This is a genomic window from Arsenophonus endosymbiont of Crataerina pallida (assembly GCF_964020125.1).
GTDB classification, from domain to species: Bacteria; Pseudomonadota; Gammaproteobacteria; order Enterobacterales; family Enterobacteriaceae; genus Arsenophonus; species Arsenophonus nilaparvatae.
Window position 1 is genome coordinate 387,992 of sequence record NZ_OZ026540.1, and the last position, 17,907, is coordinate 405,898.

The 17,907-nt window shown below is 39.2% G+C and carries 17 protein-coding genes and 1 pseudogene; 17 read left to right on the forward strand and 1 reads right to left on the reverse strand.

Translation table 11 applies throughout. From position 1 onward, the window contains the following. Positions 1-54 precede the first annotated feature (54 nt). The 14 genes and pseudogenes from hfq to cysQ all read left to right on the forward strand — a co-directional run bounded on the left by hfq (position 55) and on the right by cysQ (position 12,957). Complete coding sequence (hfq, locus tag AACL31_RS02100) at positions 55-351, forward strand: RNA chaperone Hfq (RefSeq protein ID WP_026821863.1); 297 nt, start codon at positions 55-57, stop codon at positions 349-351. A 94-nt stretch (positions 352-445) separates the two neighbouring features. Further along, a complete protein-coding gene (gene hflX / locus AACL31_RS02105; RefSeq protein ID WP_310511526.1) occupies positions 446-1,738 on the forward strand; it encodes a ribosome rescue GTPase HflX in 1,293 nt (430 codons plus the stop codon). A gap of 85 nt (positions 1,739-1,823) precedes the next feature. After that, positions 1,824-3,041, forward strand: coding sequence for an FtsH protease activity modulator HflK (gene hflK / locus AACL31_RS02110; protein WP_339053718.1), 1,218 nt, complete (start codon positions 1,824-1,826; stop codon positions 3,039-3,041). Between the two features lie 2 nt (positions 3,042-3,043). Continuing rightward, positions 3,044-4,051, forward strand: coding sequence for a protease modulator HflC (hflC, locus tag AACL31_RS02115; RefSeq protein WP_310511524.1), 1,008 nt, complete (start codon positions 3,044-3,046; stop codon positions 4,049-4,051). Between the two features lie 171 nt (positions 4,052-4,222). Then, positions 4,223-5,521, forward strand: a complete 1,299-nt coding sequence (locus AACL31_RS02120) for an adenylosuccinate synthase (RefSeq protein WP_310511523.1) — start codon at positions 4,223-4,225, stop codon at positions 5,519-5,521. A gap of 194 nt (positions 5,522-5,715) precedes the next feature. Next, entirely contained in the window at positions 5,716-6,138 is a 423-nt protein-coding gene (gene nsrR / locus AACL31_RS02125) for a nitric oxide-sensing transcriptional repressor NsrR (protein WP_310511522.1), read from the forward strand. A gap of 58 nt (positions 6,139-6,196) precedes the next feature. Continuing rightward, positions 6,197-8,641, forward strand: coding sequence for a ribonuclease R (gene rnr, locus AACL31_RS02130; RefSeq protein WP_310511521.1), 2,445 nt, complete (start codon positions 6,197-6,199; stop codon positions 8,639-8,641). Positions 8,642-8,718: 77 nt separating this feature from the next. Next, on the forward strand, positions 8,719-9,456 hold the full coding sequence (rlmB, locus tag AACL31_RS02135) for a 23S rRNA (guanosine(2251)-2'-O)-methyltransferase RlmB (RefSeq protein WP_310511520.1): 738 nt from the start codon (positions 8,719-8,721) through the stop codon (positions 9,454-9,456). A 210-nt stretch (positions 9,457-9,666) separates the two neighbouring features. After that, positions 9,667-10,059, forward strand: coding sequence for a 30S ribosomal protein S6 (gene rpsF, locus AACL31_RS02140; RefSeq protein ID WP_032114365.1), 393 nt, complete (start codon positions 9,667-9,669; stop codon positions 10,057-10,059). 8 nt (positions 10,060-10,067) lie between these two features. Continuing rightward, positions 10,068-10,385 carry a primosomal replication protein N gene (priB, locus tag AACL31_RS02145; protein ID WP_310511565.1) on the forward strand — a complete coding sequence of 106 codons (318 nt, stop codon included), beginning with the start codon at positions 10,068-10,070 and terminating at the stop codon, positions 10,383-10,385. A 4-nt stretch (positions 10,386-10,389) separates the two neighbouring features. Beyond that, complete coding sequence (gene rpsR / locus AACL31_RS02150) at positions 10,390-10,617, forward strand: 30S ribosomal protein S18 (RefSeq protein ID WP_310511519.1); 228 nt, start codon at positions 10,390-10,392, stop codon at positions 10,615-10,617. Positions 10,618-10,655: 38 nt separating this feature from the next. After that, positions 10,656-11,105, forward strand: a complete 450-nt coding sequence (gene rplI / locus AACL31_RS02155) for a 50S ribosomal protein L9 (RefSeq protein ID WP_310511518.1) — start codon at positions 10,656-10,658, stop codon at positions 11,103-11,105. Between the two features lie 408 nt (positions 11,106-11,513). Continuing rightward, the gene (locus AACL31_RS02160; protein ID WP_310511517.1) at positions 11,514-12,134 is read left to right on the forward strand and encodes an FKBP-type peptidyl-prolyl cis-trans isomerase; all 621 of its coding nucleotides are present in this window, start codon (positions 11,514-11,516) and stop codon (positions 12,132-12,134) included. 83 nt (positions 12,135-12,217) lie between these two features. Then, positions 12,218-12,957: pseudogene (gene cysQ, locus AACL31_RS02165) on the forward strand (3'(2'),5'-bisphosphate nucleotidase CysQ). A 12-nt stretch (positions 12,958-12,969) separates the two neighbouring features. On the opposite strand, the gene AACL31_RS02170 reads toward cysQ, so the two are convergent. Continuing rightward, positions 12,970-13,530, reverse strand: a complete 561-nt coding sequence (locus tag AACL31_RS02170) for a YtfJ family protein (RefSeq protein WP_310511516.1) — start codon at positions 13,528-13,530, stop codon at positions 12,970-12,972. A 313-nt stretch (positions 13,531-13,843) separates the two neighbouring features. On the opposite strand from AACL31_RS02170, the gene AACL31_RS02175 reads away from it, so the two are divergent. The 3 genes from AACL31_RS02175 to AACL31_RS02185 all read left to right on the forward strand — a co-directional run bounded on the left by AACL31_RS02175 (position 13,844) and on the right by AACL31_RS02185 (position 17,471). Beyond that, positions 13,844-14,050, forward strand: coding sequence for a DUF1107 domain-containing protein (locus AACL31_RS02175; RefSeq protein WP_026821849.1), 207 nt, complete (start codon positions 13,844-13,846; stop codon positions 14,048-14,050). Positions 14,051-14,426: 376 nt separating this feature from the next. Next, positions 14,427-16,424, forward strand: a complete 1,998-nt coding sequence (locus AACL31_RS02180; protein WP_339053719.1) for a M13 family metallopeptidase — start codon at positions 14,427-14,429, stop codon at positions 16,422-16,424. 132 nt (positions 16,425-16,556) lie between these two features. Continuing rightward, positions 16,557-17,471 (forward strand): carbon-nitrogen hydrolase family protein, encoded by a 915-nt coding sequence (locus AACL31_RS02185; RefSeq protein WP_310511514.1) that lies wholly within the window; start codon positions 16,557-16,559, stop codon positions 17,469-17,471. Positions 17,472-17,907: the final 436 nt, after the last annotated feature.

The window sequence follows — 17,907 nt, forward strand, 5'->3', positions numbered from 1 at the left end:
TTTTCGAACCATAAAGGTTCTTAGTTAAAAACAACAAAATAAGGAAAATAGAGAATGGCTAAGGGGCAATCTTTGCAAGATCCGTTCCTAAACGCGTTACGTCGTGAAAGGGTTCCGGTTTCCATTTATTTGGTCAATGGCATCAAATTACAAGGTCAAATCGAATCATTTGATCAATTTGTTATTTTACTGAAAAACACAGTAAGCCAAATGGTATATAAGCATGCTATTTCTACTGTAGTACCTTCTCGTCCTGTATCTCACCATAGTAATCAAGGGGGTAATACAGGCTTAGGTAATTACAATACAGGTAATGTGGCAGTTCCACAGGATAGTGATGCGACTGAATAATTCAGTTAATTATCTGAACAAAAAAGTACAGGTAAAGTTCCTTTTACCTGTACTTTGCCTGTTTGATATTTTTTAAGTCTAAGGAGTTGTGCTTTTGTTTGATAGACATGAAGGTGGGGAATTAGCTGTTCTTGTGCATGTTTTTTTCTCTAATGAAAAAGATACTGAAAACCTGATTGAATTTGAATCATTAGTCATCTCTGCGGGCATTAAGCCAGTACAGATAATCACAGGAAATCGCAAATCACCGCAGGCTAAATATTTTGTTGGTGAGGGTAAAGCGGAAGAAATTGCGGCAGCTGTTAAAGACAGTAATGCCGATGTGGTTCTTTTTGATCATACGTTAAGCCCTGCACAGGAAAGAAATCTTGAACGATTATGTCAGTGCCGAGTTATTGATCGTACGGGTTTAATTTTAGATATATTTGCACAGCGCGCACGTACACATGAAGGTAAACTACAAGTTGAATTAGCTCAGTTAAGGCATATTTCTACCCGTTTGGTACGTGGCTGGACTCACCTTGAACGACAGAAAGGAGGGATCGGCTTACGTGGACCTGGTGAAACGCAACTTGAAACGGATCGTCGATTGATCCGCGGTAAAATTCGACAAATTCTTTCTCGGTTGGCTAAGGTAGAAAAGCAGAGAGAGCAGGGTAGACAAGCTAGAAGTAAAGCGGGTATTCCCACCATATCATTGGTAGGTTACACTAATGCAGGTAAGTCTAGTCTGTTTAATCAAATGACAGAGTCTGAAGTATATGCAGCAGATCAATTATTTGCGACGTTAGATCCTACATTACGGCGTATTGATATTGATGATGTTGGAGTGACAGTGTTGGCTGATACTGTAGGTTTTATTCGCCATCTACCTCACGATCTGGTCGCTGCATTTAAAGCAACATTGCAGGAAACACGCGAAGCCAGTTTATTATTACATGTTGTCGATGCTGCGGATAACCGTATGGAAGAAAATATCCGCGCAGTTGAAAGTGTACTAGAAGAAATTGAGGCTAATGAAATTCCAGCGCTGTTAGTCATGAATAAAATTGACATGTTGAATGGATTTACTCCCCGTATTGATCGCGATGAGAATAATGTCCCTATTCGGGTCTGGCTCTCTGCTCAAACTGGTGAAGGGATTCCATTATTATTACAGGCGCTGACAGAACGCCTTTCTGGTGAAATTGCACACTATGAATTGCGTTTACCGCCAGAAGCGGGTCGTTTGCGCAGTCGGTTCTATCAACTTCAGGCAATCGAATATGAAGAAATGGATAAAGATGGCAGTATCATGCTTGAAGTGAAGCTGCCCATTGTTGACTGGCAAAGACTTTGCAAGCAAGAACAACCTTTACTTGAGTACATTGTTAAGTCAACACATTAAATGTGGTCAATAAATTGAACAAATTAAGAGTAAAATATTTTGCTCTTAGCCCTGAAAAACCAATCATAACGAATGGAGCTATAACATGGCGTGGAATCAGCCCGGTAATAACGGACAGGACCGCGACCCGTGGGGAAGCAGCAATAGCGGCAACTCCAGTGGTAATAAAGGTAATCGGAAAAAGGGAACAACTGATCTTGACGATCTGTTCCGCAAGTTGAGTCGCAAACTTGGTGGTTTAGGTGGGAATAATAAAGGTAAAAATGGTTCGAGTAATCAAAATGGCGTCAATATAAACGGCCGTTTTATCGTATTTATTATCGCAGCAGTTGTTATTATTTGGGCTGCAAGTGGTTTTTATACGATAAAAGAGAGTGATCGTGGCGTCGTTTTCCGTTTTGGTAAATATAGCCATACTGCTGAACCGGGTTTAAATTGGAAACCAAATTTTATTGAAAAAGTGATTCCGATTAATGTTGAAACCATTCGTGAACAAGCGACTAATGGTATGATGTTAACTTCGGATGAAAATGTTATTCAAGTAGAAATGAACGTCCAGTATCGCGTAACAGATCCGGCTCAATATTTATTTAATGTTACTAACCCGGATAACAGTTTACGTCAGGCAATAGATAGCGCAGTACGTGGAATTATTGGCCAATCAGCAATGGAACAGGTGTTAACGACGAAACGTGCCTTTATCCGTGATGAAACACAAAAAGAGTTAGAAAATACGATAAGACCTTATAATATGGGTATAACGATATTAGATGTTAACTTCCAGGCTGCTCGTCCACCGGAAGCGGTTAAAGCCGCATTTGATGATGTTATTGCAGCGCGAGAAGAAGAACAGAAGACCATTCGTGAAGCGCAAGCTTATCGTAATGAAGTTTTGCCATTAGCGAAAGGTAATGCGCAGAAATTGATTGAAGAAGCAACAGCTTATAAATCAAGTGTGGTTTTCAAGGCGGAAGGTGAAGTAGCTAGCTTTGCCAAAATGTTGCCAGAATATCGAGCTGCTCCTCAAATCACTCGAGAACGTTTATATATTGAGACAATGGAACGAGTACTAAGTAATACGCGTAAGGTTATTGTTAACGACAAGAGCAATAGTATGTTAGTGTTGCCGTTAGAGCAGATTTTACGCAGTGGAACCAAAGATAAAGCAGCAGATATACAAAAAATAACACCACTAAAAGTTATTCAGCAATCAGATATTTCTACTGAATCGCCTTATTCATATAGCTATGGTACGCGGGATAATGCTCGGGGCAGTAATTCAACTCGTGTAGGGAGACAATAATCATGCGTAAATCAGTGATTGTTATTATTGTTGCTGCATTAGTTGTGTTGTATATGTCAATTTTCACCGTTCAACAAACAGAAAGAGGCATTATTCTACGCTTTGGTAAGGTTGTGCGTGATAGTGACAATAAACCTATTATTTATGAGCCAGGTTTGCACCTCAAAATACCATTTATTGAAACGGTAAAAATGCTGGATGCTCGTATTCAGACATTGGATGTTCAGGCAGATCGCTATCTGACTCGAGAAAATAAAGATTTAATGGTTGATTCCTATTTAAAATGGCGAATTACTGATTTTAGTCGTTACTATGTGGCGACCGGTGGCGGTAATCCTTATCAAGCTGAAACTTTACTGAAACGTAAATTTAGTGATCGTCTGCGTTCAGAATTTGGCCGTTTAAATGTGAAAGATATTATTACCGATTCTCGCGGGCGCTTGACCGTCGATGTGCGTGATGCACTTAATAAAGGTTCTGGTTCAGATACAGAAGCGACAAAAGATGCAGATCAGGTTATTGCCTCGGCAGCAGCCCGTTTTGATCAAGAGATCAAAGGTAATTCGCCAGTTGTTAATCCAAACAGCATGGCGGCGTTAGGGATCCAAGTTGTCGATGTTCGTATCAAACGTATTGAATTGCCAAGTGAAGTTTCGGAAGCGATATATCAACGTATGCGCGCTGAACGAGAGGCTGTAGCACGCCAACATCGTTCACAAGGTCAAGAAGAGGCCGTGAAGATCCGTGCAGCAGCAGATAAAACAGTGACCGAGACATTGGCAGAAGCGGAGCGCACGGCACTGAAATTACATGGTGAAGGAGATGCGATGGCAACTAAGCTATTTGCTGATGCATTTAACCAAGATCCTGATTTCTATGCTTTCATTCGTAGTTTACGGGCATACGAAAAGAGCTTTAGTAAAAATGGTGATGATGTGATGGTATTAAGCCCAGATACCGATTTTTTCCGCTATATGCGAGCACCAACTAAACAAAGAGCGGTACAGTGATCATTTAAAGATAAATGAAATGATTGCCAATTGACTCTAGGTAAGCCCGCATTAGGCGGGCTTTAATCTGTTAAGATTGTCATGAAAAGAGGTATTGGTGTTATAAAAATTGCTGGCAGCTAATGATTGAAATGATAGAATTCTTTTTTAAGCAATCGAGTGAATTTTGAAATGGGTAAAAACGTTGTCGTATTAGGTACTCAGTGGGGTGACGAAGGTAAAGGCAAAATAGTCGATTTACTAACTGAACGCGCTAAGTATGTTGTTCGTTACCAAGGTGGGCATAATGCTGGTCATACGCTAGTGGTAAATGGTGAGAAAACTGTTCTCCATCTTATCCCATCGGGTATTCTGCGTGAAAATGTCATAAGCGTCATTGGCAATGGTGTGGTATTAGCGCCTGATGCATTAATGGATGAAATGAAAAAATTGGAAGCGCGTGGCGTGCCAGTGCGTGAACGCCTCAAAATTTCGGCTGCTTGTCCATTAATCTTGCCCTATCATGTTGCTTTAGATAATGAGCGTGAAAAAGCGCGAGGCGCAAAAGCGATAGGAACGACCGGCCGGGGCATTGGACCTGCTTATGAAGATAAAGTTGCCCGCCGTGGATTACGTGTTGGCGATCTGTTTAATAAAAAAACCTTTCCAGTCAAACTTAAAGAAATTGTTGATTACCATAATTTTCAATTAGTGAATTATTATAAAGCGCCTGCAATCGATTACCAAAAAACATTAGATGATATTATGGTTATTGCCGATATTTTGACGGCTATGACCGTTGATGTTGCTGATTTATTATACAAAGCGCATCAAAAAGGCGAATTAGTGATGTATGAAGGTGCTCAGGGAACATTGCTGGACATTGATCATGGTACTTATCCCTATGTGACTTCATCAAATACAACGGCGGGTGGTGTTGCCACTGGTTCAGGATTAGGTCCGCGTTATATTGATTATGTTTTAGGAATATTGAAAGCTTATTCTACCCGTGTAGGTGGCGGTCCTTTTCCAACGGAGTTATCTGATGAAACCGGCGAATACCTGCGTGAAAAAGGGCAAGAATTTGGTGCAACAACAGGCCGTTGCCGTCGTACAGGTTGGTTAGATATTGTTGCTATTAACCGGGCAGTTCAAATCAATTCTCTTTCCGGTTTCTGTTTAACTAAATTAGATGTATTAGACGGTTTGGATGAAGTGAAACTTTGTGTTGCTTATAGCAAACCAGATGGGACTGAATTGACTATCACGCCGTTAGCGGCAGAGGAATGGGAAGATTTAGCGCCGATATATGAAACGTTACCAGGCTGGAGTGAAAGTACTTTTGGGGTAAAAGAATATAATCAATTACCTAAAGCAGCCATTGATTATATTAAACGGATTGAGGAATTAACCGGGATCCCGATAGATATTATTTCGACTGGACCTGATCGTGCTGAAACAATGATATTACGAGATTCTTTTGATGCATAATTTTACCACTCAATAATATTGCTCAAAGAGTGACGCCTGAACATTCAGGCGTTATTTTTATATCTAGTAATTCATATTACCTGATTACTGATCAATTTTGCTTAATATGATAAAAATTTACATAATAGATATAACTAGATGAATTAATGTCAAGAAGATGTCTTTCCATTTTTGTTTTATAACCAGAGGTTAATGTGCAGTTAACAAGTTTTACTGATTATGGCTTAAGAGCATTAATTTATATGGCTTCATTACCTAAGGATAAAAGAACTAATATTACTGAAGTTGCTAATGTATACGGTGTCTCGCGTAACCATATGGTAAAAATTATTAATCAATTAAGCCGATGTGGACTTGTTGTTGCGGTGAGAGGGAAAAATGGAGGGATTTACTTAGGCAAGCCAGCTGAGCAGATCCGGATAGGTGATGTTGTTCGTCTATTAGAGCCTCTAGCATTAGTTAATTGCTGCAGCGATTTTTGCCATATTACTTCTGCTTGTCGATTAAAAAAAATATTAAATCAAGCAATTGAACTTTTTTTAAATGAATTAGATAAATATACACTGGCAGATCTAATAGAAAATAATAAGCTACTTTATAAGTTACTATTAAAATAAATAACAGGCCTGGTGTATTAGTGGATTATATTAATCAAAGTGGTAGCGGAGGTGAGTGATGGCAAAAGATCCTTATAAAGACCGGGAAGCTGAGAAATATCATTCACCAATTGCAAGTCGTGAATATATTTTAGAGGTATTAGCAAAATTTACTAAGCCTGTAAGTCGACAAGAAATCGCCCGAATATTAAAGTTAACTAAAGAAGAAGAGTTAGAGGCTTTGCGGCGCCGCTTACGTGCTATGGAACGTGATGGGCAATTGGTATTTACTCGTCGTCAATGTTATGCCTTACCTGAACGCCTTGATTTACTCAAAGGCACAGTTATTGGCCATCGTGATGGTTTTGGTTTTTTACGGGTAGAAGGCCAGAAAGACGATTTTTACCTTTCTTTAGAAGAAATGAAAAAAGCGCTGCATGGTGATGTTGTACTTATCCAGCCATTGGGCAAAGATCGGCGAGGACGTACAGAAGTTCGCATTGTTCGAGTGCTTGTCCCACTAAATAATCATATTGTAGGACGTTATTTTATAGAATCGGGGATGGGGTATGTAGTCCCTGATGATAGTCGACTGTCCTTTGACATATTGATCCCTAAAGAGCAGGTTAACGGTGCCAGGATGGGAAATGTGGTTGTCGTTGAGATGACAACCCGACCAGCGCGCCATACCCAGGCAGTAGGAAATATTGTCGAAGTATTGGGCGAAAGCATGGGGACTAACATTGCGGTAGAGATTGCATTAAGAACCTATGAAATTCCGTATAGTTGGCCGCCACAAGTTGAGAAGCAAGTTGCTGATTTGTCCGAACAGATCCCTGCGTCAGCAAAAAAAGGCAGAGTAGACTTATGTCATCTACCTTTAGTCACCATTGATGGCGAAGATGCCCGAGATTTTGATGATGCAGTTTATTGTATGCCGAAAGAAGACGGTGGCTGGTGCTTATGGGTCGCGATTGCTGATGTTAGTTATTATGTGCGGCCACAAACGGCTTTGGATAGTGAAGCGGTTAGTCGGGGAAATTCAGTCTATTTTCCATCACGAGTGATCCCTATGTTGCCTGAAATTCTTTCTAATGGGTTATGTTCATTAAACCCTGAAGTTGAGAGGCTTTGCATGGTATGTGAAATGCAGCTATCGGCGGAAGGGAAAATTACTTCATCTAAATTCTATGAAGCCGTAATGCGTTCTCATGCCAGATTGACTTATACCAAAGTCTGGAAAATTTTACAGGGTGACGAAGAATTACGTCAACATTATCAAGACCTGGTGCCGCATTTAGAACAACTTCATCGATTATATAAAGCGTTAGATAATGCGCGCATAAAACGCGGGGCTATCTCCTTTGAATCTGAAGAAGCTAAATTTATTTTTAATGCAGAAAAACGCATTGAGCGGATAGAGCCGGTTGAACGTAATGATGCGCATAAATTAATTGAAGAGTGTATGATTTTAGCGAATATCGCTGCCGCACGTTTTGTTGAGCGGAATAAAGAACCTAGCTTGTACCGTGTCCATGATAGGCCCAAACAAGAGAGTATTGTAAATTTGCGGACGGTATTTAGTGAGCTGGGTTTGACATTGCCAGGTGGCATGAAACCACAGTCAGCTGATTATGCTAAAGTTATGGATGAAGTGGCTGAACGTCCGGATCATGAATTGCTGCAAACAATGATTTTGCGTTCAATGAAACAAGCTATTTATGATCCTGAAAATAGAGGGCATTTTGGCTTAGCACTGAAATCTTATGCCCATTTCACTTCACCGATCCGTCGATATCCTGATTTAGCGTTACATCGTTCGATTAAATATCTTTTATCTGGCCAACATGGAAACAATCAACATCGCTCGACGCCGACCGGTGGTTGGCATTCTGATACTCATGAAATGCTGCAATTGGGTGAACATTGTTCAATGACCGAACGGCGAGCTGATGAAGCAACGAGAGATGTTGCTGATTGGTTGAAATGTGATTTTATGCAGGATCAAGTTGGCAATGTATTTACTGGCATTATCACCAGTGTCACGGGTTTTGGCTTTTTTGTCCGCTTAAAAGATCTTTTTATTGATGGTCTGGTGCATGTCTCATCACTTAATAATGATTACTATCGCTACGATAATGTAGGACAGAGACTTATTGGTGAGTCTCCGGGGATGGTATATCGTCTTGGTGATGAAGTTGAAATTAGCGTTGAAGCTGTACATATGGATGAACGCAAGATCGATTTTGCATTGATATCAACCTTACGTAAGGCAAAAAATCCAGGTAAGACAGCAAAAGAAAAAGCAAAAAAGCAATTTAAAAAAACAATTTCAACTCATAGCAAGCAAGATCACAGCCAGGACAAAAATTTTGAGCCCAGTAGTGCATTTATTAAAGCGAATAAAAAAGGCAGCGGCAACGCTAAAAAAGTAGATAAGAAAGGGAAAAAGGTTTCTGATAAAAGTAAAAAAATTGCCGCAAAATTGAGAGCAAAAAAGGCTATCAAAAAAGCACAAAAATAATCTTAGTTATTTTTATTACTGATCTTCATCGGCAATGATTAACTATCTTTGAGAGTTATAAAGTAATCGATAAATTTATGAGTGAAATTATTTATGGTATTCATGCAGTGCAAGCACTGCTGGAGCGCGATCCATCGCGTTTAAAACAAGTTTATGTACTCAAAGGGCGTGAAGATAAACGTTTATTGCCGATTATTCACCAGCTTGAAAAATTGGGTATTATTATCCAGTTAGCTAATCGTCAATGGATGGATAAGCAGACAGAGAACGCTGTTCATCAGGGTATTATTGCCCAGGTAAAACCCGGGCGGCAATATCAAGAGAGTGATTTAGATATTATTATTTCTCAGACAAAATCACCCTTTTTGCTTATATTAGATGGTATTACCGATCCACATAACTTAGGTGCTTGTTTACGTAGTGCAGAGGCTGCGGGTATTGATGCGGTTATTGTACCAAAGGATAAATCTGCTCAACTTAATGCCATCGCTAAGAAAGTTGCCTGTGGTGCAGCTGAGAGTATGCCATTAATTCGGGTTACCAATCTTGCGCGGACACTACGTCAATTGCAGCAGCATCATATCTGGATTGTTGGCACTGCAGGTGACGCCAATCATACATTATATGAGAGTAAGTTAACCGGGGCGGTTGCATTGGTGATGGGTGCTGAAGGTGAAGGTATGCGTCGTTTAACAAGGGAACATTGTGATGAACTGATTAGTATTCCAATGGCCGGTATGGTTTCGTTTTTAAATGTCTCTGTTGCGACCGGCGTTTGTTTATTCGAAGCAGTACGTCAACGGCACAGTTATTGAGAAAAAAGTAAGAGCATTGATAATCTTGGCAAGATTACTTAACCCAATTCAATGGCGATAAGTGATGATTTAATCTATTGCTTGAGTTTTAACTAAAGGATAGGTATAGTTACGCGTCGATTTTTCAGCCGCACTTAAATAAGTTCCTTGCCTCCATGGGATGCGGCTGACCCTGACAGGAGGCTGATTAATCCGTAAGGAGCAAAACTCATGCGTCATTACGAAATCGTTTTTATGGTTCATCCGGACCAAAGCGAGCAAGTTGCAGGTATGATTGAGCGTTATAGTAGTTCTATCACCGAAGCGCAAGGTCAAATCCATCGCTTGGAAGACTGGGGTCGCCGTCAATTGGCTTATCCAATCAATAAATTGCACAAAGCACACTATGTTCTGATGAACGTTGAAGCGCCGCAAGAAGTGATTGATGAGTTAGAAACAAACTTCCGCTTCAATGATGCCGTTGTCCGCAGCATGATTATGCGTGTTAAGCATGCGGTTACTGAAGCTTCTCCAATGGTTAAAGCCAAAGACGATCGTCGCAGTCGTGATTTGGTTGATGAAGACCTGGAAGGAATTGAGGTTGCTGAGGATTCTGAAGAGTAAATTTGGTTGTGAATACTAATCGATTGGTGCTGTCAGGCAAAATCTGTAATGCGCCGATAAGAAAAGTCAGTCCAGCTGGGGTTCCTCACTGCCAGTTTGTGCTCGAACATCGTTCACAGCAGCAGGAAGCCGGTTTTGATCGGCAAGTATGGTGTAGAATAACCATCATCGCCAGCGGACAAAAATTACAACAGTTTACTCACAGTATAACGGTCGGTAGTTGTATCACAGTTATCGGTTTTATTAGTAGCCATCAGGGCGCTAATGGCTTGAATAATTTGGTGCTTCACGCCGAGCAGATTGAATTGATAGATTCTGGAGACTAGCCAAATGGCACGTTATTTCCGTCGTCGTAAGTTCTGCCGTTTCACAGCGGAAGGCGTTCAAGAGATTGATTATAAAGATATTGCAACGCTAAAAAACTATATCACTGAAAGTGGTAAAATTGTACCAAGTCGTATCACTGGTACTCGTGCAAAATACCAGCGTCAGCTCGCTCATGCTATCAAGCGCGCGCGTTACCTGTCTCTGTTGCCATATACTGATCATCATCAGTAATTGGTACGGTCCATTAACGACTTAAAGAGGATAAGGTAATGCAAATTATTCTACTGGATAAAGTAGCAAACCTGGGTAGCCTGGGTGACAAAGTTGATGTTAAAGCGGGTTATGCTCGTAACTATTTAGTTCCGCTGGGAAAAGCTGTTCCTGCAACTAAAAAGAATGTTGAATTTTTTGAAGCACGCAGTGCCGAATTAGAAGCTAAATTAGCCGATGTTCTGGCTGTTGCGGAAGGGCGCGCTGAAAAAATTAATTCATTAGCAACAGTAACCATCGCCTCTAAAGCCGGTGATGAAGGTAAACTGTTTGGTTCGATCGGGACTCGTGATATTGCTCAGGCAGTCACTGCTGCCGGTGTTGAGGTTATGAAAAGCGAAGTTCGCTTACCAAATGGTGTATTGCGTACTGTTGGTGAACATGAAGTTCATTTCCAAGTGCATAGTGATGTATTTGCAAAACTGAATGTGAATATTATTGCTGAATAATTGCTTTCTGATTATTATGCACAAACAAAAACACCAGCTGATGCTGGTGTTTTTGTTCCGATTTCTATCAGCTAAATCATTGTTGCTATTAATCAATCGTACAAAGTCAATTGTTTTACTTTTTTATCTCTGCCGAGTGTTAGAGGAATTTTTGGCTGGTAGTCGATAATTTTAATTCATGAAATTGTCACTGTTCATATATTATCATTTATAGATATTATATTTAGGAATAAAATTTATTTTTCAAACTGAAATCCCACCTTTAGGTTTTTAGTATTATAAAATTAATGAATTGATATAAAATTAGAATATTATTTTTAACTAGATTTATTTTATATGGTTATTTACCCATTTATTTGAGACTGTTATTCTTTATTATTATTTATAATTTAATAAATAGGAGCTGTTATGACAGATCAGGCATTTGATTCAATTGAAACTCAGGCAAGTTATGGCATTGGTCTTCAAGTTGGTCAACAGCTTTTAGAATCAGGCTTGGAAGGCATTCAGCCAGAAGCTTTACTTGCGGGTTTATGTGATGCATTACATAGTAAAACGCCGGTGGTTCCTGTTGAAGCTTTGCATAGAGCATTACGAGAGATCCATGAACGCGCGGATGCTCAGCGGCGTGAATTTCAGCAAGCTGCGGTGGTGGAAGGACAAAATTTTTTGGACAACAATCAGCAACGTGAGGAAGTCAATACTACGGAATCAGGATTACAATTTAGTATATTAAAACAAGGTGAAGGCCCGGTCCCGGCTAAAGCAGATCGGGTTCGTGTTCATTATACTGGTCGATTAATCGATGGTACGATTTTTGATAGTTCAAAAGATCGAGGGCAACCAGCAGAATTTCCTGTTAATGGTGTTATTGCTGGCTGGATTGAGGCGTTAACATTGATGCCTACAGGATCAAAGTGGGAACTTTATATTCCGCATAATTTAGCCTATGGTGAATGTGGTGCTGGTGCCGCTATTCCACCTTTTAGCACGTTAATATTCGAAGTTGAATTACTAGAAATTATATAATTAAGTTTTACTTGTCATCGAGTTAGTTGGTGTATTAATAAGATAATTCGATAAATAATCTATGCCGTTTTCCGAGATATATTATGCTTGAGCAAATATGTGATTTGGCGAAAGAAGCAGGTAGCGCAATTATGACTATCTATGAAAGTGCACAACAACTTGCTGTTAAGCACAAAAAAGATAGCTCACCGGTGACTGAAGCCGATCTTATTGCTCACCAAATTATTAAAACTGGATTGACAAGTATAACGCCACATATTCCGCTACTCTCTGAAGAAGATCCACCGGCTTGGCAAGAGTGCTGTCATTGGGAAAGCTATTGGTTAGTGGATCCGCTCGATGGAACTAAAGAGTTTATTCATAGGAATGGTGAATTTACCGTTAATATTGCTTTGATTCAGTCGGGTTCTCCTGTTATGGGGATTATTTATGCGCCAGCAAAAAATGTGCTTTATGCTAGTGAGCAAGGGGCGGCATGGAAAATAGTGGATGGAGTAAAACAATTACTTCATGTTGCTAATGGGCATCCCCCGCTAATTGTTATTAGCCGTTCTTATCAGGATAAAGAATTGACTGATTATTTAGCACAAATGGGGCAGCATGAAATTATGTGATGGGTTCTTCACTAAAATTTTGCCTTATTGCTGAAGGCAAAGCACAGCTTTATCCGCGATTTGGTCCCACTCATATTTGGGATACTGCCGCAGGACATGCGATCGCCCAAGCGGCAGGTGCTAAAGTGACGGATTGGAATGGTAGAACATTAGACTATTCCCCCAGAGAATCATTTATTAATCCGGGATTTAGAGTGTCAATATTCTGATGGTTTAATTAATTATTTTTTTAATTGTGTTTCAATCAATTTAATAACGTTATTTGTCTCTTCAGATGTTAGAGCACCATCTTTAGCAAATAATACGTCACCCTTTTTATTTAATACGATGATGGTAGAACTCTTGGGTTTTAGCTGCCAGGTTTTTTTAACTACACCATTATTATCCACAATAATTTGAGAAAACGGGAATTCTCGCTTACTGTCTTCAATACTACTGCGAACAAAAAAACCGGTTCCAAGAATTGTATCATCAGTATTTATTATTGTTGTTGTCTGATATTTTTTCTGATCAAATTTCTTTTGTTTAATTGCCTCTATTAATGGCTCATTCAGCTCTTTAGCGGAAAGGCGCCCGGCAATATGCAGGATCGTTCTTGTTTTGCCAACAAGTTCCTTGCTGCGCCAATCTTGATAAATAAGTTTACCCTTTTCGTTTAACAAAAGTTCACCTCGATCGGTGACAGTTACGGCAGGCACCGGCTTATTAATTTGTAAGGTGGCAGTTAATGCAGAAAAAGGGTGAGTTAATAAAATTACTATTGGTATGATCTTTTTTAACATAGTACTCCTCGTTAATTTTTTCTAAACTGGTTATTGATGATTATCCTCGTTTATTAGCATAGTCAATCTTAAATATAATGTCTTTGTTATAGAGAGCTGCTTTAGCACATACAGCAAAAGTTGTTAAGGCTTCAAATGAAAAATATTGTAATGATTATTCAAAACTATTTAACCCGTTATCATGTTATGTAAAATCGTTAAATCTTATTGGAAAAGGAGAACTAAAGCTTGTAACCAGAGTCTATGATTATAAAATGTGTCATGAATCACATTTTTGTGACTTCAAGATCAACAAAGGGGAGGAAAAAGTTGAATGAAGATTTTTCACCGTTATAACCCACTGAAGATTGCGCGTTACGTTAAGATATTATTTCGTGGTCGATTGTATATCAAAGATATGGGAGTATTTGAATTTGACAAAGGAAAGATATTACCCCCTAGAATTAAAGATAAGCGGCATTTCAACATAATGAATGAAATCAATAAAGAAGTCCTTATCCTCCAGACAGAAATAGGTTAACTCATCTGATAAGTTGTGCGCCACATCCTCAGTGGCGCAAATAAAATATAAACTAATCATGACCTAACAATTTTAATCCATAAGTTTTACGACAGATCGGATTAGCAAAAAGTGTTTTACTATACTTCGCTTTACTCGCTTCATGTTAAATTTAATGCTTACCAACCACATTTCATTTTGTGGCTGGCGTTTAATAATTTGGTCTTGGATCTGTCAACAGCGATGTTTTGATTAGTATAAAGATTATAACTTTAAACAAAATTAAATTTATGTGTGCGTTTTTGTTAAAAAATTGAAGTAGTATATATACTTTATCAGCTTATCAACACTTGTTGATGGAACATATCAATCTCAAAGAAGAGAAAGGTTTTCTCCTATGCAAAAAACTGTTTTAGCACTACTTATTAGTCTGTCTGCTCTGACAGTCTCCTCCTTTGCTGTTGCCAAAGACGTTACTTACGGTGAACAAAAAATCATACTGTCTGATTCCATTTCTCCGGGTAATGATTTTTATCAATATGTTAATCAAGATAGGATAGCTCATACAAAAATCCCAGCTGGAATGTCACGTATTAATTCCTTTGTTGAGTTATATCTCAAAACAGAAAAACAGCTGCAAGCACTGATAAATAAACTTGAAGTTCAACCGGAAAGTGAGCTTAATCATAATCAACGCAATATTCGTAATCTTTATCGCAGTTATTTAAATGAAACGGCAGTTGAAAAAACAGGTTTAACGCCGGTACAAAATGCCCTGAATGCTATCAAGCAGGCAAAAACTCACGCTGATATTACTAATTTGATGGCAAAACCAGGTTATATGCCATTTATTTCCTATTGGGTTGGATTGGATGCAAAAGTACCTGATACCTATGTTCTTTATCTGGGACAAGGTGGTTTAGGCCTACCAAATAGAAATTACTATCTGGATAACACTAAACAGATGGAGACTATCCGTCACGATTACGTCGCTTATATTGCCACTATTTTACATTTAGCGGGAGAAGGCGAAAAAGAAGCACAGTTAAAGGCTAAGCAGATTTTTGCGTTAGAAAAATCGTTGGCAAAAGTTCATTGGACACCAGAAGCTGAACGTGACACGTTGAAAAATTATCATCCGATGACGCTTAGCCAATTGAAAAAGTTTACGCCAGATTATCAATGGCAGGGGTTTATTCAACAATGGAAACTTTCAGATGAACAGCTGGCAAAAATATTGGCTAATACCCCGCTATCTACCCTACAAGACTACTTAGTTTTCCATTATCTGAGTAGTAAAGCCAATTACTTGAATCAAGCGTTTTCTGATGCTCGATTTAATTTTTATTCAACTCGATTAAATGGTATTAAACAGCAGCGTTCACGTAAAGAACGGGCATTGGAAGTCGTGAATAAACTACAAGGGGAGCCGTTGGGGCAGCTTTATGTTGCAACATATTTTGATCCTGATGCTAAAAATAAGATCCAAAATCTGGTGAGTTATGTTAAAGGAACGTTTAAAACACGTTTGCAAAATAATGACTGGATGGATAAACGGACTTGCCAAGAAGCACTCAAAAAGCTTAACCAATTTACGGTTAAAATTGGTTACCCTGAAAAATGGCATGATTTTAGTACGTTGCATTTGCAACCAGATACATTATTCGACAATTATCTGCAAGTACAAAACTGGCTCTATCAAGATAATATGAGCCGGATCGGTGAAAAAGTCAGAAAGTGGGAATGGGGGATGACGCCACAAACAATTAACGCTTACTATAATCCAGTTCAGAATGAAATTGTTTTCCCGGCGGCTATTTTGCAAGCGCCATTTTTTGATCAAAATGCTGATCCTGCTTATAACTATGGTGCCATTGGTGCGGTGATCGGGCATGAGATGGGACATGGTTTTGACGATCAAGGCCGTCTTTATGACGGAACAGGGCAATTAAGAAACTGGTGGTCAACGGCTTCACAGCAGCATTTTAAAGAAAAAACCGCCAAACTTATTAAGCAGTATAACGGGTTTAAAATTGATGGTTTAGCTGTTAACGGTAAACTTACCCTAGGTGAAAATATTGGTGATCTCGGTGGATTAAATATTGCCCTCAATGCTTATAAGCAATTTTCTAAAGAACATTATCCGAATGATGAACCGCCGATTATCGATGGAATGACGGGATTACAACGCTTCTTTATAGCCTGGGCGAGAACTTGGCGCGAGTTAGCTAATAAAGAGTCAGAGCGTAATAAGATTATGGCTGATCCCCATAGTCCGAACCCCTATCGCGCCAACGGTGTGGTACGCAATATGGATGATTGGTATGCAGCATTTAATGTAGAAAAAGAGCATAAGCTTTATCTGGCACCTAAAGATCGAATCCATATCTGGTAGACTTCAATATCAGGCTCTATAGCGTAGAGCCTGATAAACTTGCTGCTTTCGGGTAATAACGTTAGAAACACTTCATTTGTATAATCGCAAACATAAACGATATGTGATATTCAACAATGAGGTGAATTAATAATGGATAAATCAATCACTGTTGCTTGTGTACAGGCAGCTCCTGTATTTATGGATTTGGAAGGAACTATTGATAAAACTATCGATTTAATAAAAGAAGCGGCCAGTAGAGGGGCGGAATTGATCGCTTTTCCGGAAAATTGGCTACCTGGTTATCCTTGGTTTCTTTGGTTGGACTCACCTGCCGCATTAACTCCATTGGTTTATCAATATTATCAAAATTCTTTAGTATTAGGCAGTGAACAGGCAAAGCGTATCGCTTCGGTTGCTAAAGAGAATAATATTTGGTTGCTATTGGGCTTGAGTGAAAGAGATCATGGTACGCTTTATATGGCTCAATGGCTCATCAGTAATACGGGGGAAACGGTCGGTGTGCGGCGAAAACTTAAACCGAGTCATGTTGAGCGCACTCTATTTGGTGAAAGTGATGGTTCATCGCTAAAAACGTTTACCACTGAATTAGGTGTGATTGGGGCATTGTGTTGTTGGGAACACATACAACCGTTAACGCGTTATGTTATATATGCTCAGCATGAGCAAATTCATATTGCGTCTTGGCCTAGTTTTAGCCTTTATCGCGATATAACAGCTGCTTTGAGCCCTGAAGTCAATATCGCGCTTTCACGATCCTATGCAGTAGAAGGGCAATGTTTTGTTATTGCATCGTGTGCCATTGTGTCAGAGCAGATAATTGAACAGTTATGTACAGATAAAACTAAACGGAACTTGTTAAAAGCAGGTGGCGGCTATGCACGTATATTTGGTCCAGATGGCAGTGAGCTAACAACCCCCTTGGCAGAAAATGAGGAAGGATTACTGTTAGCTACGCTTGACCCTGCTTCAATTACCTTCGCCAAAGCGATCGCCGATCCGGTCGGGCATTATTCACGTCCAGACGTAACTAGCTTACTTATTTAATCCTGCGGCTAATCGCCCGTTATCGATTAAAGCCGCTTCTTTTATTGAACTAATAGATACAAAACAGATTGTACTGCCAGGGAGTGAAGAAGTTCAGGAGAATTAGAATATTCTGACTGTTAATTGAATAAATGTAGTGATCAATTCTAATATATCCACTTGACTGTATTTATCTGTTTTAACGGTGAGATAGTGACTAAAATTTGTGGTTAGGTGGTAATTATTTTTTCAGTCTATCTTCTATTTATATGCCTTTCTAAACTTTTTCATGGTTAAGAAAATTTTTGCATTTCGTTTTTTTGCAAGAAAGTTGCTATTTTTTAATAAGGTATTTCGTGCATAAATTTTGGCTTGACGGTATAAAAATAAACAGACCGATAGTCTTATCAGTTAAAAATGTTTTAGCGTGCTATTCAATAGCCATTATTGGGGCTTA

What these genes read in the sequence shown, in the direction of transcription:
- rlmB (WP_310511520.1), top strand. Translation starts at nt 8,719, where the DNA reads ATGAGTGAAATTATTTATGGTATTCATGCAGTGCAAGCACTGCTGGAG.
- rpsR (WP_310511519.1), top strand. Translation starts at nt 10,390, where the DNA reads ATGGCACGTTATTTCCGTCGTCGTAAGTTCTGCCGTTTCACAGCGGAA.
- hfq (WP_026821863.1), top strand. Translation starts at nt 55, where the DNA reads ATGGCTAAGGGGCAATCTTTGCAAGATCCGTTCCTAAACGCGTTACGT.
- hflK (WP_339053718.1), top strand. Translation starts at nt 1,824, where the DNA reads ATGGCGTGGAATCAGCCCGGTAATAACGGACAGGACCGCGACCCGTGG.
- hflC (WP_310511524.1), top strand. Translation starts at nt 3,044, where the DNA reads ATGCGTAAATCAGTGATTGTTATTATTGTTGCTGCATTAGTTGTGTTG.
- AACL31_RS02120 (WP_310511523.1), top strand. Translation starts at nt 4,223, where the DNA reads ATGGGTAAAAACGTTGTCGTATTAGGTACTCAGTGGGGTGACGAAGGT.
- AACL31_RS02175 (WP_026821849.1), top strand. Translation starts at nt 13,844, where the DNA reads ATGAAGATTTTTCACCGTTATAACCCACTGAAGATTGCGCGTTACGTT.
- rnr (WP_310511521.1), top strand. Translation starts at nt 6,197, where the DNA reads ATGGCAAAAGATCCTTATAAAGACCGGGAAGCTGAGAAATATCATTCA.
- rplI (WP_310511518.1), top strand. Translation starts at nt 10,656, where the DNA reads ATGCAAATTATTCTACTGGATAAAGTAGCAAACCTGGGTAGCCTGGGT.
- AACL31_RS02160 (WP_310511517.1), top strand. Translation starts at nt 11,514, where the DNA reads ATGACAGATCAGGCATTTGATTCAATTGAAACTCAGGCAAGTTATGGC.
- AACL31_RS02180 (WP_339053719.1), top strand. Translation starts at nt 14,427, where the DNA reads ATGCAAAAAACTGTTTTAGCACTACTTATTAGTCTGTCTGCTCTGACA.
- rpsF (WP_032114365.1), top strand. Translation starts at nt 9,667, where the DNA reads ATGCGTCATTACGAAATCGTTTTTATGGTTCATCCGGACCAAAGCGAG.
- AACL31_RS02170 (WP_310511516.1), bottom strand. Translation starts at nt 13,530, where the DNA reads ATGTTAAAAAAGATCATACCAATAGTAATTTTATTAACTCACCCTTTT.
- AACL31_RS02185 (WP_310511514.1), top strand. Translation starts at nt 16,557, where the DNA reads ATGGATAAATCAATCACTGTTGCTTGTGTACAGGCAGCTCCTGTATTT.